The organism is Dyella sp. 01L423 (assembly GCF_056399945.1).
The window spans coordinates 1,036,306-1,050,082 of sequence record NZ_JBFTSI010000001.1 but is presented as its reverse complement, the minus strand read 5'-3'; the positions used below and the strand labels follow the sequence as shown (position 1 = coordinate 1,050,082).

The 13,777-nt window shown below is 65.6% G+C and carries 14 protein-coding genes; 3 read left to right on the top strand and 11 right to left on the bottom strand.

The window, feature by feature from the left end:
* Positions 1 to 18 precede the first annotated feature (18 nt).
* The 11 genes from AC1DMY_RS04765 to AC1DMY_RS04715 form a co-directional block, all read right to left on the bottom strand.
* Positions 19 to 1,569 (bottom strand): ThiF family adenylyltransferase, encoded by a 1,551-nt coding sequence (locus AC1DMY_RS04765; protein WP_477163849.1) that lies wholly within the window; start codon positions 1,567 to 1,569, stop codon positions 19 to 21.
* A complete protein-coding gene (locus tag AC1DMY_RS04760) occupies positions 1,566 to 1,808 on the bottom strand; it encodes a MoaD/ThiS family protein (RefSeq protein WP_477163848.1) in 243 nt (80 codons plus the stop codon). The genes AC1DMY_RS04765 and AC1DMY_RS04760 overlap by 4 nt, the downstream gene beginning before the upstream one ends.
* Entirely contained in the window at positions 1,805 to 2,404 is a 600-nt protein-coding gene (locus AC1DMY_RS04755; protein ID WP_477163847.1) for an NTP transferase domain-containing protein, read from the bottom strand. The genes AC1DMY_RS04760 and AC1DMY_RS04755 overlap by 4 nt, the downstream gene beginning before the upstream one ends.
* Positions 2,401 to 2,901 carry a cyclic pyranopterin monophosphate synthase MoaC gene (moaC, locus tag AC1DMY_RS04750; RefSeq protein ID WP_477163846.1) on the bottom strand — a complete coding sequence of 167 codons (501 nt, stop codon included), beginning with the start codon at positions 2,899 to 2,901 and terminating at the stop codon, positions 2,401 to 2,403. Before moaC ends, AC1DMY_RS04755 begins: the two co-directional genes overlap by 4 nt.
* Before the next feature lie 218 nt (positions 2,902 to 3,119).
* Complete coding sequence (gene moaA, locus AC1DMY_RS04745; protein WP_477163845.1) at positions 3,120 to 4,166, bottom strand: GTP 3',8-cyclase MoaA; 1,047 nt, start codon at positions 4,164 to 4,166, stop codon at positions 3,120 to 3,122.
* A 1-nt stretch (position 4,167) separates the two neighbouring features.
* Complete coding sequence (locus AC1DMY_RS04740) at positions 4,168 to 5,370, bottom strand: molybdopterin molybdotransferase MoeA (RefSeq protein ID WP_477163844.1); 1,203 nt, start codon at positions 5,368 to 5,370, stop codon at positions 4,168 to 4,170.
* A 54-nt stretch (positions 5,371 to 5,424) separates the two neighbouring features.
* A complete protein-coding gene (gene modC, locus AC1DMY_RS04735; RefSeq protein ID WP_477163843.1) occupies positions 5,425 to 6,525 on the bottom strand; it encodes a molybdenum ABC transporter ATP-binding protein in 1,101 nt (366 codons plus the stop codon).
* Positions 6,518 to 7,201: a molybdate ABC transporter permease subunit gene (gene modB / locus AC1DMY_RS04730; RefSeq protein WP_477163842.1), complete on the bottom strand. Its 684-nt coding sequence runs from the start codon at positions 7,199 to 7,201 to the stop codon at positions 6,518 to 6,520. Before modB ends, modC begins: the two co-directional genes overlap by 8 nt.
* A 9-nt stretch (positions 7,202 to 7,210) precedes the next feature.
* The gene (modA, locus tag AC1DMY_RS04725; protein ID WP_477163841.1) at positions 7,211 to 7,984 is read right to left on the bottom strand and encodes a molybdate ABC transporter substrate-binding protein; all 774 of its coding nucleotides are present in this window, start codon (positions 7,982 to 7,984) and stop codon (positions 7,211 to 7,213) included.
* Positions 7,985 to 8,042: 58 nt separating this feature from the next.
* Positions 8,043 to 8,390, bottom strand: a complete 348-nt coding sequence (locus tag AC1DMY_RS04720) for a hypothetical protein (RefSeq protein ID WP_477163840.1) — start codon at positions 8,388 to 8,390, stop codon at positions 8,043 to 8,045.
* Positions 8,387 to 9,649: a molybdopterin molybdotransferase MoeA gene (locus AC1DMY_RS04715; protein WP_477163839.1), complete on the bottom strand. Its 1,263-nt coding sequence runs from the start codon at positions 9,647 to 9,649 to the stop codon at positions 8,387 to 8,389. The genes AC1DMY_RS04720 and AC1DMY_RS04715 overlap by 4 nt, the downstream gene beginning before the upstream one ends.
* Positions 9,650 to 9,901: 252 nt before the next feature.
* Here AC1DMY_RS04715 and AC1DMY_RS04710 point away from each other — a divergent pair, with 252 nt between their 5' ends.
* From AC1DMY_RS04710 to AC1DMY_RS04700, 3 genes are read left to right on the top strand one after another with little or no spacing between them, the layout of a single operon-like run.
* Positions 9,902 to 11,557: an OFA family MFS transporter gene (locus AC1DMY_RS04710; protein WP_477163838.1), complete on the top strand. Its 1,656-nt coding sequence runs from the start codon at positions 9,902 to 9,904 to the stop codon at positions 11,555 to 11,557.
* A gap of 34 nt (positions 11,558 to 11,591) precedes the next feature.
* The gene (locus AC1DMY_RS04705; RefSeq protein WP_477163837.1) at positions 11,592 to 12,092 is read left to right on the top strand and encodes a formate dehydrogenase subunit gamma; all 501 of its coding nucleotides are present in this window, start codon (positions 11,592 to 11,594) and stop codon (positions 12,090 to 12,092) included.
* Positions 12,089 to 13,645 carry a formate dehydrogenase beta subunit gene (locus AC1DMY_RS04700; protein ID WP_477163836.1) on the top strand — a complete coding sequence of 519 codons (1,557 nt, stop codon included), beginning with the start codon at positions 12,089 to 12,091 and terminating at the stop codon, positions 13,643 to 13,645. The genes AC1DMY_RS04705 and AC1DMY_RS04700 overlap by 4 nt, the downstream gene beginning before the upstream one ends.
* Positions 13,646 to 13,777 lie beyond the last annotated feature (132 nt).

Here is a 13,777-nt window from a genome sequence, read left to right as displayed (position 1 = left end):
GCGATACGCCACGCGCTATCAACCAGCGACGCGCAGCGCATTTAATCCGCCGGCGAGCGAGTACACGTTCTCCACACCTTCACCACGCAACAGCCGCGCGGCATGCCCGCTGCGGCGGCCGCTGGCGCATACCAGCAGATAGCGACCTTCGATGAATTCCCCTGCCCGCTCGCCGACTTGAGCCGAAGGCATGTGCATCGCGCCAGCAATCGGCATCGGATCGCTGACCAGCTCGTCGGCCTCGCGCACATCCACCAGCAGATATCCGGCGGCAACAGCGTCATCAAGACGATCGAACACCAGATCAATCTCCTGCTCGTCCATCGAGCGGGCCAACGCGCGTCGCGCCACCTCGACGCAACCGCCATGCGCTGCACATCCGCCGGCCACATCGATCGGCAAGTGCTGGATGCTCAGGTCGATCAGGTTCACCAGTGACAACGAACCGGCGTTCGGTTGCGGCAAGCCGAGCAGATATTTCAGCGCCTCAGTGGCCTGCATCGCACCCAACACGCCCGGCACCGGACCGAGTACGCCCGACAGCGCGCAGCTGCCCACCGACTCCGGCGACGGCTCCTGAGGCCACAGGCAGCGCAAACATGGCGCACCCGGCTTGGCCGCCACGAACTGCAGCTGGCCTTCGTATTGATAAATGCTGGCGAGGATCAAAGGCGTGCCGCTGATCACGGCAGCGTCGCTGCTGAGATAGCGGCTGCGCATATCGTCGGTGCATTCGATCACCAGGTCGAACTGGCGGAACACATCGACCGCGTTGCCGGCGTCCAGGGGCTGCGTCCACGCCTGCACCTGCACGGTGGGATTGAGCGCGGCCACGCGACGCGTCGCGAGCTCGGCCTTGAACTCACCGATGTCCTGCGCGTTGTACATGGTCTGCCGATGCAGGTTGCTCGCGCCCAGGGTATCGCCATCCACGATGCCGAGCGTGCCGATGCCCGCGCCGGCGAGATAACTGATCACCGGGCAGCCCAAGCCACCCGCGCCGATCACCAGCACGCGCGAGGATGCGAGCTTCGCCTGCCCTGCTTCGCCGACCTCGCGCAATCGGGTCTGACGCGAGTAGTCGGGGACGAAGGGCTCGGCAGGCGCGTGGTGGTGATGCTGATGGCCCTCGTGCTCGTGCTCGCGATAGACATGCGTACAGGCAACCCAGTCGGATTCGCCGGTGACGTAGTGCTCCTTCTTCCAGATCGGCAGCCGGTGCTTGATCTCGTCGATGATGTAGCGGCAGGCGCGAAAGGCTTCGTCGCGATGCGGTGCGGACGCACCGACCCATACCGCCATATCGCCGATCTTCAGATCGCCCGTGCGATGCACGCAACGCGCGTCGGTGACGCCGTAGCGTTCGACGGCTTCGGCGACGATGCGCTCGCCTTCCGCGATGGCGAGTTCCGCATAGGCCTCATAGGACAGCCCGTCGACTTCACGCCCTTCGTTGCTGTTGCGCACCCATCCTTCAAACGAGCAATAGCCGCCACTGGCGGGATGGCGCAGCCGATCGCGCTGGCCGCTGGTATCGACCGCCGTGCTGGAAAGTTCGAAGCCGCTCATCCGCCAGCCACCGGTGGAATGAAGACGATGGTGTCGCCGTTGCGCAGAGGGCGCTCCCATGCGCTGAACTGGGCATTCACCGCCACCTTGAGTGCGTCCGCCGCCAGCGAGAAGCCGCGGGCGATGCGCAACTCCTCATAAAGCTCGCGCAGTGAACCCGCCGCGGTGTCGACCTGCTCGGCGCTGGTGCCGGCCTGCTCGCGCAATTGCGCGTAGTACTGGAGGTTCACCACTGTCATGCCAGGGACTCCAGACGTTGTTGCATGGCTTGCCGTTCCTCGGGTGTATTGACGTTGTCCAGCGCATCGCCTGGCGCAGGCAACAGCACGATGTTGGATTGCATCAGCGCCTTGCGCGGGCAATAGCTGCCGTTCTCGTAGCGCTGGTGCAGCAGCGCGTGGCTGCGCGGTTCCCAGATGGCGCACAGCGGTTCGGGCAGACCGTCGTGGCTGCTGGCGAACACGGTAGCGTCGGCTTGCGGATCGCGTGCGTCGATCAGACGACGCAGCGTGTCGTTGTCCAGCAGCGGCAAGTCGCAGGCCAGGACCAGCCATGCCGCGTCGGGATGGCGCTCCTGCGCGGAGAGGATGCCGGCCACCGGTCCCACCGCGTCGTAGCTGTCCACGATCTGCGGCAGCTTGGCGCGCAAGGCGTCGTCGCGCTGGCTCTCGCGCACTGAAACAAACGCGTGCGCGGTCACCGATTCGAGCAAACGCCAGGCGCGCAATAGCTGCGGCTCGCCACGATAGTCCAGCGCGGCCTTGTCCTGGCGCATGCGCTGACTCGCGCCGCCGCTCAAGAGCAAACCGTAAAGCGGAGCCGGTGTATCGCTCATGCTTGCTCCGTCGTCGCGAAATCCTGCTTGCCGCCAGTCTTGGCGACCAGCCGCACTTCGTTGATGACGATGTCGTGCGACATCGCCTTGCACATGTCGTAGATGGTCAGCGCGGCGATGCTGGCGCCCGTGAGCGCCTCCATTTCTACCCCGGTGCGGCCGTTGCAGGACACCGTGCAGTCGATCAGTGCGTGCACACCTTCCATGCGGATGCTGACGTCGCACCGGTCGATGCTCAGCGGGTGGCATAGCGGAATAAGTTGCGGCGTGGCCTTGGCGCCCATCACGCCGGCAATCTGCGCCACCGTGAGCACGGCGCCCTTGGGCGTGACATAGCCCGCTTCGTGCAATCGCGCGGCCACGTCGGCCGGGAACGTCACGCGTGCGCTGGCCTGTGCCGTGCGACGGGTAATCGCCTTGGCGCCAACGTCGACCATGCGCGGCTGTTGCTCGTCGTCGACATGGGAAAGCTCGGTGGATATCGCTGTCACGGACAACTCCTAAACCTGTCCCGATTATCGGTCCAGTGGCGGCGGCAAGGATGAAGAATTTGTGTTTCCCTCACCGTCATTCCGGCGCAGGCCGGAATCCAGTGGCGGTGCATCGGGTTTTCGCGTGGTACGCCCGGCGAAAATCGCGGCCCGTCGCTACTGGATTCCGGCCTGCGCCGGAATGACGAGCAGGGTGAGGTGGCATAGCGAGTCCGGCCAGACACTCAGCCCCCGATGTAATGCATTTCGATCTTGCGCGGTGCCTTGCCGTGGTGCTCCGCCCGCTCTTCGCTGTAGCGGTCGTGACGCCCCAGCCAGGTCTGGCGCAGCAGGTCGGTCAGCGCGTCGTCGCTTGCGCCCGCGCGCAAGGGGCCACGCAGGTCGGCGCCCTGGGTGGCGAACAGGCAGGTGTACAGCATGCCCTCGGACGACAGGCGCGCCCGCGTGCAGCCGCCGCAGAACGGCTGGCTGATGGAGGAGATCATGCCGATCTCGCCGGCCCCGTCTTCGAAGCGGTAGCGCGTCGCCACCTCGCCGGCATACTTGGGCAGCACGGCGCGCAAGGGCCAGCGTGCGTGGATGCGCTGGACCAGGGTTGCCGAGGGCACCACCTCATCGGCGTGCCAGTCGTTGCGATTGCCCACGTCCATGTATTCGATGAAGCGCACCACGATGCCGGTGCCGCGAAAGCGTTCGAGCAGATCGATCACGGTGTGCTCGTTGACGCCACGCTGCACCACGGTGTTGAGTTTCACGCCGTGCGGAAATCCCGCCGCCTGCGCAGCTTCGATGCCGGCGAGCACATCGTCCAGCGCGCCACGGCCGCCGCTCATGCGATGGAACAGCGCAGGATCGAGCGTGTCCAGGCTGACGGTGACGCGGTCCAGACCCGCATCGCGCAACTCAGCGGCGTGCCGCGAAAGCAGCACGCCATTGGTGGTCAGTGCGAGATCGGTGATGCCATCAAGTCGACGCAGCCGTTCCACCAGTTCGGCCAGATGCGGCCGCAGCAAGGGTTCGCCGCCGGTGAGGCGCAGCTTGCTTACGCCCTGGGTCGCCGCCAGCCGGCACAGGCGTTCGATTTCATCGAAGCTCAGGCGCTCGTCGTTGCGCAGGAAGTTGAAGTGCTCGCCATAGGTCGATTCGGGCATGCAATACGGGCAGCGGAAATTGCAGCGATCCATCACCGAGATGCGCAGGTCGTGCAGCGACCGGCCGAGCTGGTCGACCGGCCATGCCGAGGTCTGGTTGAGGCTGTTGATCGCGCTCATCTCACCACCGATAAAACGCCGCCACGCTGCCCGCAGGCGCCTTGCCCTGGCCGGGCGGCAACTGCACGAATCCCTGCGTACGCGGCAACGAGGAAAAATCACCCGAGGTCTTCGACGGTACCGGATAGGCCATCAACCGTCCCTGAGCATCGGTTTGCACACGGGCGGGCATGAAGCTCGCCAGCTGCGGGTTGACGTCCACATCGCTGTCCAGGCAAACCCATTCCGGCGCCGGCGCGAGCAAACCCTGCGCAGCGAGCAGCGCCGGGCGTGCGTAACGCGTGGCGCACACCAGCGCCGATACCGGGTTGCCCGGCAAGGCAAACACCGCCTGGCCACGCGGGCCGATGCCGAACCACATCGGCTTGCCGGGCTTCTGGGCGATACGATGAAACACCTTGCGCACGCCCTGTCCCATCAGCGCCGCGGGTACGTAGTCGCGCTGCCCCATCGAGACGCCGCCAGACAGCAGCAGCACATCATGACGCTCCAGCAAATCGGCAATGCGCTCGCCGGTGACGGCCTCGTCGTCGACGATATGTTCCATCACCACGCGCTCGAACCCGTCCAGCCGCAACGCGGCGCGCACGGCGCTGTCGTTGGAGCGGCGGATTTGTCCCTCGCCCAGCGGCGCGCCCACTTCCACCAGCTCATCGCCGGTCGACACGATGGCGATCGACGGCATCACCGCGACCTCCACCTGCGCCACGCCATTGGCGGCGAGCAAGGCCATTTCGGCCGGGCCTAAACGCATGCCGGGCGACAGCAGCAGGCTGCCCTGCGCGCAATCGGCGGCACGGCGATGGATAAATTGCCCGGCCACCGGCGCGCAGCCGTCGGACAGCACATAGTCCTCGCCGTCGCGCCGCAGCTGCTCGATCGGTATCACCCCATCGGCGCCCTCGGGCAGCATCGCGCCGGTGGTGATTTCCAGGCAGTCGTTGCCCGAGGGCAGCACTTGCCTGCGCATGCCGGCCATCTGTGCGCCCGCCACGCGCAGGCGGCGGGGCATGCTGGCGGACCAGCGGATGGCAATGCCGTCCATCATCACGCGGTCGAACGGCGGATGATCGTGTTCGGCATGCACCGGCTGTCGAAGTACCCGTCCTACTGCCTCGTCCAACGGCACGCGCTCGCTGCCAAACGAGGGCATATGTTCGGCGATCAGGGCTTCGGCTTGGCTGACGCTGGTCAATTCGCTCATGGTTTCAATCATGCAAAGAGGGGCGAATGCATGGGACTGAGCATAGCGCGCCGCTCAGAGTCCCAGCGCAACGGCTTTTACCTGCGCCCAGGCGTTGCTGCCCGGCGGCAGGCCCAGCGCATGCCATGAGCGCCGCGTGATGCGCGCCAGCAACACGCAGCCACCGGCGTCCAACTGCACCAGCACCTGCGAGGAATGCCCTGCATCGACCGCCGCAACGATCCGGCATGGCAGCTGGTTGAGCGCACTGGTGCCGGTCTGGGGCGCCGTGGCCAACACCACGTCGCGGGCGCTGATGCGGCAGCGCAAACGCTGCCCCACCCGCTCGTGGCGATAGGGCAACCATAGGCGACCGCCCGCGAAGGCCAGCTCGATCAGCTGGTCATGGGCGTCATAACCGACCACCTCGCCGTCGATCACGGCGCCCACCGCCTCGCCCAGCGCCGGTGGCAGGTCCAACCGGGTCAAGGTGTCCTGCAAGGCACCCTGGGCCACCACGTGCCCCGCTTCCATCACCACCAGATGGTCGGCCAGCCGGGCGACTTCGTCCACATTGTGGCTCACATAGATCATTGGCACCCGCAGCGTGGTGTGCAGGGATTCCAGGCATTCCAGCAAGTCCGTGCGGGCCGGACCATCAAGCGCGGACAGCGGCTCGTCGAACATCAGCAGCGCTGGATCCGACAGCAGCGCACGCACCATCGACACACGCTGGCGCTCGCCACCGGACAGACCGTCGACGCGACGCTCGAGTAACGGCCGCAAGCCGAAGCGGTCGATCAGCCCCTCGCGATCGAGATGCGCCGGGCGTCCGGCGCGGCGAAAGCCAAAATCCAGGTTGCCCGCCACCGAGTGATGGGTGAACAGGCTCGCTTCCTGGAACACGTAGCCGATGCGCCGTTGATGCGGCGGCACGAACACCCGATGGCTGCTGTCCTGCCATACGGTCTGCCCAAAGCTCACCCGGCCAACCGCATCGCGCTCCAGGCCGGCCATCGCGCGCAAACAGCTGGTCTTGCCGGCGCCGGAGGGGCCGAACAAGGCGGTGATGCCCCGTGGCGGCAGGGTCAGCTCAATCTCGAACGCCAGCGTGCCACGGCGCCAGGCAAGCTTGGCGTCGAGTCCGAGCTGGCTCTCGTTCGGCCGCTCAGTCACGCGCTTGCCTGCGGGTGCGCAACAGCGACATGGCGAGCAAGGCGGCAAACGAAACGACCAGCAGACACAGCGACAACACATTCGCCTGGTGGTACTCGCCCGCCTGCACATGGTCGTAAATGCGCATGGACAGCACGCGGGTCTGGCCGGGGATATTGCCGCCGATCATCAACACCACGCCGAACTCGCCCACCGTGTGCGCAAAGCCAAGGACAGCCGCCGTGATCACGCCCGGCAAGGCCAGCGGCAAGGCCACGCTGAAGAACCGGTCCAGTGGCCCTGCACGCAGGCAGGCGGCCACCTCCAGTGGTCGATCGCCCACCGCTTCAAACGCGTTGTGCAGCGGCTGCACCACGAACGGCAGCGAATACAGCATGGACGCCACCACCAGCCCCTGGAAGGTGAATGGCAAGGCCGTCAGGCCCGCCGCGGCGAACGCACGCCCCACCCAACCATCGGGCCCGAGCAGCATCAACAGATAGAAACCCAGCACGGTCGGCGGCAGCACCAGGGGCAAGGCCACCACGGCCGCGATCGGACGCCGCCAGCGCGAACGCGTATGCGCCAGCCACCAGGCCAACGGCAGTCCCAGCACCAGCAGCAACACGGTGACGGTGGTGGCCAGTCGCAAGGTGAGGCCCAGTGCCTCGATATCCGGTTCGGTCAGCAGGGCCATGAGGGGCGCTCAGCGCGCGGCGTCTTCGGGCAGGTTGAAGCCGTAGCGCGACAGGATCGCCTTGGCCGGGGCACTCTGTACGTAGCGCGCAAAGTCCTGGGCAAGCGCGTTGTTCGCGCCGCGCTGGGTGATCACGAAACTCTGTTTCAGTGGGTCATACAGCGCCTGCGGCACCGGCTCGAAACTGCCCTTGACGGCCGAGCCCAGCACCAGCGATTCGGCCACCAGTCCCACCTGTGCGTTGCCGCTTTGCGCAAACTGCGCGGTCTGCGCGATGTTGTCGCCAAATACCAGGCGCGCCTGCACTTTGTCCCATACACCTGCCGCGCGCAGCGCCTGTTCGGCGCGCTTGCCGTAAGGAGCGTGCTGCGGATTGGCGATGGCAATGCGCCCAAACCGGGGCTGCGCAAGATCAGCCACCTGCACGCCCTTCATGTCGATGCTCGCGCTCCACATCACCAGGTGACCGAGCGCATAAGGCACCGGCGTGCCGCTCGCCTTGCCATGCTCGACCAGTTGCTGCGGATAGCTGCTGTCGGCCGAGAAAAACAGCTCGAACGGCGCGCCCTGCTCGATCTGCGTCGACAGATTTCCCGACGAACCATAGACGACCTCGACGCGACTATCAGGATGGTCGTGGCGATACGCCGCCACTACATCGTCGAGCGCCTGGTGCAGGTCCGCCGCGGCGGCGACGGTGATGTGATGGTCGGCCGCGGTCGCCATCGACGATGCCATCACCAAAGCCAATGCCAGCAAGCCCTGCCATAGTCCACGCATCATCGTGTCATTCCTGTGTTGGCCCAAGACTAGCCCAAGCGTAACCAGCGCCATGTCAACGCTACTGCCTGGGCGCGCGACGATGACGGACGCTGTCGCGTACGTCGACGTCGAACAGCAGCTCCAGCGGATCGCCCTCCCCGCTTTCCAACTGGAAGACCAAGCCATCGCGCGTAGGCAGGTTGGCAGCATGCGCGCGCACCAGGGAGTCAGGCAGATCGATCACCCAGGCGTCGGGCTGTCCGGTGAAACGAGCGGCCTCGCTCGGCACCGCCTTGAGCGTGCACGACAGCGTCAGGCGGCTGGTGAAACGGGTAAGCGATACCAGGGACTCACCCGCCAGCAGCCGGGACAGTTCTTCCTCGCCGATGCGCACGCGCAGGTTTTGAGCTTCGATCTGCAGTTTCATGATGCGGCTCCCAATTGATCCCATCCCGCCAAAGCAGACGCGTCCGGGTGCAGGCTGGCGACGGTCACCAGTCGGCCGGCCGCCAGCTCGCCTGCTTCCTCCTCGACCACCACCCAGGCATCGGCCTGCGCGAACGGCTGGATGCGGAAGGGTTGCTGCTGAGGCAGCACGTGCGCGTGAAGTCGTCCCTGCTCGTCTTGCGCCAGCGTGGCGCGCAGGAAATGACGTAGCCCCGGCTTGAGTTGCTGAGGCGTGTCAAGCACGGCTCGCCACGTGCGTTCCCGGGCCTGCCCGCGCATGGCGCGCACCACCGGATCGATCAAGAAGCGCAGCCCCACGGCTACCGCCATCGGCGTGCCGGGCAAGGCGAACACCAACGCATCCCCCAGCACCGCCGCGAGTTGCGGCTTGCCGGGTCTGATGGCGAGCTTGTGGAACAGCACCTGGGCACCGAGTTCCGCCAGGGCATCAGGCACGAAGTCGTAACGCCCCATGGACACGGCGCCCGTGCTGACGATCAGATCGACGCCTGCCTGCTGTGCACGCTGCACGGCGGCGACAAAGGTGTGACTTGTATCGTCCACGGTTTCACACGACCGCACCTGCACGCCCATCGCGGCGAACGCGCCAACCAGATAGGGCCCGTTCGAGCCATAGATCTGACCATCGCTCAGCGGCTGCGCCAGATCGTCCTGCAACTCCTTGCCCGTGCAGATGATGGCCACCCGCGGCGCGCGCAGCACCTGCACCTGGGCCACGCCCAGCGCTGCCAGCAGCATCAGCTGACTGGCCTGGATGCGCGTGCCCGCCTTGATCACCGCCGCGCCCTTGGCCACGTCGCTGCCGGCGTAGCGCACATTGGCTTTGGGCGCCACGTCGTCGAGCAACCGGATGCGCGCTGGCGAACCGTCGTCGCGTCGCTCGAGCAGCGCCGTGCGTTCCACCGGCACCACCGTGTCCAGCCCCTGCGGAAGTCGCGCGCCGGTCATGATTTCCCAGGCGATGCCCGCCGATGTGCGCGAGGCATCACCGGCGGCTTGCGAACCCTGCACGGCGTGCTCGCTCCCTGCAGCCAACGGTTCGACCGCGTGCAGCGCATAGCCATCCATCGCCGAGTGATCGAACGATGGCAGGTCCATCGGGCTGACGACATCGACCGCAAGAACCCTGCCCAAGGCCTCGGCGGTCTTGCATGCCTCCGCCGGCAACGGCCGCACGTGCCGAAGTAGCTCAAGCAGTGCGTCGTCGTAGCCGATCATGCGGAAGTCTGGCCTGCGGCAGAGGGGATTCGCTACATGCTCGGCGTGGTGCGCATCACATTGCAAGAGTTCGATGCGCATCCATTGTCACAATCCGTTGCGTTGCAGCAACACAGTTGGTGCCACCTTGGCATAGTTCGGGTTCAAAGCAGGGGTGTACGACCATGGTCGGGTGGCGCGACCGACATGGCGGCTCTAAACATCGCGACTGCCATCCGGCCACATGGCCGACGACAACCGGGGGAGATGCTCATGGTGGGTGTATCGGAAACCGATGTCCTGACTGCGGCCGACACAAAGTCGGCCGTATTGTCCCGAGAAAGCACGATCGCCGGGCCGCGCTTCAATCGTTGGCTGGTGCCGCCAGCGGCCTTGGCCATCCATTTGAGCATCGGCATGGCCTATGGCTTTTCCGTGTTCTGGCTGCCGATGACCAAACTGGTGACGGAAGCGGACCCCGCGACCTGCGCCAAATTGGGATTTCTTGCGCAGCTGTTCACCACCGCCTGCAACTGGACGGTGCCTTCGGTCAACCACATCTTTGAAACCTTCATCGCCATGCTCGGCATTTCGGCGGCGATCTGGGGTGCGTGGCTGGAACATGCCGGCCCGCGCAAGGCCGGCTTCATTGCTGCCCTGTGCTGGGGCGGCGGCCTGATCGTCGGCGGCATCGGCGTGGCTATGCATCAGTTGTGGCTCGTCTACCTGGGAGCCGGCGTGCTAGGCGGCATCGGACAGGGATTGGGTTACATCACACCCGTCTCGACCCTGATCAAATGGTTCCCGGACCGACGGGGCCTGGCCACCGGCTTTGCCATCATGGGTTATGGCGGCGGCGCGATGATCGGCGCTCCTCTTGCCGTCGCCCTGATGAAGAAGTTCTCCATCGGCGACGTACCCGGCGTGTCGTCCGCGCTGATGTGCATGGGTGTGATCTACTTGGTCGCGATGATTGCCGGCGCCTTCGGTTTCCGCGTGCCGCCGTCGGGCTGGCGTCCGCTGGGCTGGACGCCGCCGGCGGCATCGACCAACAAGCTGATCACCCATCGCCATGTGCATCTGAACCGCGCGTGGAAAACACCGCAGTTCTGGCTGATCTGGATGGTGTTGTGCATGAACGTCACGGCCGGCATCGGCGTGCTGTCGATGGCCAGCCCGATGTTCCAGGATGTGTTCGGCGGCAAGCTGCTCGGTCTGGATGCCAACGCGGCACTGAGCGTGGCGCAAAAGGCCGCCATCGCCGCCTCGGCAGCGGGCCTGGTCGGCCTGATCAGCCTGTTCAACAGCCTTGGGCGCATTGCCTGGGCGTCGACCTCGGACTTCATCGGCCGCAAGACCACCTACTTCATCTTCTTTGCGCTCGGCATCGCCCTCTATTGCTCGTTGCCGACGCTGGGACACATGGGCCTGGCGGGTGTGTTCGTGATTGCCGTCTGCGTGATCCTGTCGATGTACGGCGGCGGCTTTGCCACGGTACCGGCGTACTTGTCGGATATTTTTGGCACCCAGATGGTGGGCGCGATCCACGGTCGCCTGCTTACCGCATGGTCGGTGGCGGGCATTGCAGGCCCCTTCCTGATCGCCGCGGTGCGCCAGGCGCAACTGGATGCAGGCGTGGCCAAGAATCTGGTCTACGACCGCACGCTGTATATCCTGGCCGTCCTGTTGCTGGTGGGCATGGTCTGTAACCTGCTGATCAAGCCGGTCAAGGAAACGGCGTTGATGAGCGATGCGGAACTGGAGCACGAAAAATCCCTGCAACACGAAACGCCCGCCATGTCGGCCCGTGCGCAGGATGCGGCGCGCGGACCCTTCGGTGTCGTCGGTGCGGCGGCCTGGGCGTTGGTTGGCATTCCCTTCCTGATTGGCGTATGGATAGCGGTCACCAAGGCTGCGGCCCTGTTTTGATCGCGCTTGTCCTGATGCAGAGAGACTTTGAAACATGAAACGTGCGGTTACAGGCTCGTCGCTGCCGGACCTTCCCGAATCCGTCCGGCTCGTCGTGCTCGAAGTCACGGGGCGCCTGAAGGACCTTCCGGGCGCCCTGCTTCCGGTGCTCCATGGCATTCAGGATGCACTCGGTTATGTACCTGAAGCAGCCGTGCCCCTCATCGCCCGCGAGATGAACCTCTCGCGGGCCGATGTGCATGGCGTCATCAGCTTTTATCACTACTTCCGGCAGCAGCCGGCGGGCAAGCACGTGATCCATCTGTGCCGTGCCGAGTCGTGCCAGGCAATGGGCGCCGTCACGCTGGAAAAACACGTCAAACAGCGCCTGGGCGTAGACTTTCACGAGACGACCCCGGACGGCCGCTACACGCTGGAGCCGGTCTATTGCCTCGGCAACTGCGCGTGCTCGCCGGCCATGATGGTCGATGGCGAGTTGAAGGGTCGGGTTACGCCCGAACGATTCGATGCGTGGCTCGCTGCGGAGGTTTCATGAGCTTCACTGTTTTTGTGCCGCGTGATGCCAGTGCCCTTTCGCTGGGCGCTGAAGCCGTGGCCGTTGCCATCGCTTCTGAAGCCGAGCGTCGTGGCGTTGACGTCCAAATCGTGCGCAATGGTTCGCGTGGTTTGTTCTGGCTGGAACCGCTGGTCGAAGTCGCAACGCAGAACGGACGCATCGCTTACGGTCCCGTGCAGGCCGACGATGTCGCAGCTTTGTTCGACGCAGATTTCCTGCACGGTGGTGACCACGCGTTGGCGCTCGGCCTGACCGAATCCATCGACTATCTGAAAAACCAGCAACGCCTCACGTTCGCGCGCGTCGGCGTCATCGATCCGCGCAGCCTGGACGATTATGTGGCGCACGGCGGCTATCGCGGACTGGAAGCGGCCTTGCGCATGAGCGGCACGGACATCGTGCAGACCGTGACCGATTCGGGCCTGCGCGGCCGTGGCGGCGCGGCCTTCCCCACCGGCATCAAGTGGAAGACCTGCTTGGACGCGCCGGCCGTGCAGAAATACGTCGCCTGCAATGCGGACGAAGGCGACTCGGGCACCTACGCCGACCGCATGATCATGGAAGGCGATCCGTTCGTGCTGATCGAAGGCATGACCATCGCGGGCATCGCGGCGGGCGCCACGCGCGGCTACATCTATCTGCGCGTCGAGTATCCGCATGCGCACCATGCGCTGAAGGAAGCCATCGCTGCGGCCGAAGCGAACGGCTATCTCGGCGACAACGTGCGCGGCAGCGGCAAGGCCTTCCATCTGGAAGTGCGGCTCGGTGGCGGCGCGTATATCTGCGGCGAAGAGACCTCGATGCTGGAATCGCTCGAGGGCAAGCGCGGCCAGGTGCGCGTGAAGCCTCCGCTGCCGGCCATCAACGGCCTGTTCGGCAAGCCCACGGTGATCAACAACGTGGTCACCTTTGCATCGGTCCCCATCATTCTCGACAAGGGCGCGGCCTACTACCGCGACTACGGCAGCGGCCGCTCGCGCGGCACCTTGCCGATCCAGCTGGCCGGCAACCTCAAGCGGCCGGGACTGGTGGAGCGCGCGTTCGGGCTTACCCTGCGCGAACTGATCGAAGGCTACGGCGGCGGTACCGCCAGCGGACGCCCAGTGCGCGCCGTGCAGGTGGGCGGTCCGTTGGGCGCCTATCTTCCTGCCTCGCAGCTCGATGCGCCGATCGACTACGAAGGCTTTGCCGCGGTCGGCGGCATGCTCGGCCACGGCGGCGTGGTGGTCTTCGACGACACAGTGAACATGGCGGCTCAGGCACGCTACGCGATGGAGTTCTGCGCAATCGAATCCTGCGGCAAGTGCACGCCGTGCCGGATCGGATCCACCCGTGGCGTGGAAGTGATCGATCGCCTGCTGACCGGTGACAACGCCGGACGCCAACGCGAGGAAGTGCTGCTGCGCGACCTCTGCCAGACCATGGTGGCCGGCTCGCTGTGCGCGCTGGGCGGCATGGCGCCCTTCCCCGTGCTGAGTGCGCTGGACCATTTCCATGAAGATTTCGCGGGCTCCGTCGAGCCGGTGACTTGAGAGCCTGCTCCATGCCTTGCGTAAGCGCCACCGCACCCCTAACCGTCATTCCGGCGAAAGCCGGAATCCAGTGCCTTCAGGCTCTATGGCCACGGCGAGCAAGGCGCTGGATTCCGGCTTTCGCCGGAATGA

Excerpts from the sequence above, each read along its gene's own strand:
- AC1DMY_RS04765 (WP_477163849.1), bottom strand. The coding sequence starts at position 1,569 with ATGAGCGGCTTCGAACTTTCCAGCACGGCGGTCGATACCAGCGGCCAG.
- AC1DMY_RS04760 (WP_477163848.1), bottom strand. The coding sequence starts at position 1,808 with ATGACAGTGGTGAACCTCCAGTACTACGCGCAATTGCGCGAGCAGGCC.
- AC1DMY_RS04755 (WP_477163847.1), bottom strand. The coding sequence starts at position 2,404 with ATGAGCGATACACCGGCTCCGCTTTACGGTTTGCTCTTGAGCGGCGGC.
- moaA (WP_477163845.1), bottom strand. The coding sequence starts at position 4,166 with ATGAGCGCGATCAACAGCCTCAACCAGACCTCGGCATGGCCGGTCGAC.
- AC1DMY_RS04740 (WP_477163844.1), bottom strand. The coding sequence starts at position 5,370 with ATGAGCGAATTGACCAGCGTCAGCCAAGCCGAAGCCCTGATCGCCGAA.
- modB (WP_477163842.1), bottom strand. The coding sequence starts at position 7,201 with ATGGCCCTGCTGACCGAACCGGATATCGAGGCACTGGGCCTCACCTTG.
- modA (WP_477163841.1), bottom strand. The coding sequence starts at position 7,984 with ATGATGCGTGGACTATGGCAGGGCTTGCTGGCATTGGCTTTGGTGATG.
- AC1DMY_RS04720 (WP_477163840.1), bottom strand. The coding sequence starts at position 8,390 with ATGAAACTGCAGATCGAAGCTCAAAACCTGCGCGTGCGCATCGGCGAG.
- AC1DMY_RS04715 (WP_477163839.1), bottom strand. The coding sequence starts at position 9,649 with ATGATCGGCTACGACGACGCACTGCTTGAGCTACTTCGGCACGTGCGG.
- AC1DMY_RS04710 (WP_477163838.1), top strand. The coding sequence starts at position 9,902 with ATGGTGGGTGTATCGGAAACCGATGTCCTGACTGCGGCCGACACAAAG.
- AC1DMY_RS04705 (WP_477163837.1), top strand. The coding sequence starts at position 11,592 with ATGAAACGTGCGGTTACAGGCTCGTCGCTGCCGGACCTTCCCGAATCC.
- AC1DMY_RS04700 (WP_477163836.1), top strand. The coding sequence starts at position 12,089 with ATGAGCTTCACTGTTTTTGTGCCGCGTGATGCCAGTGCCCTTTCGCTG.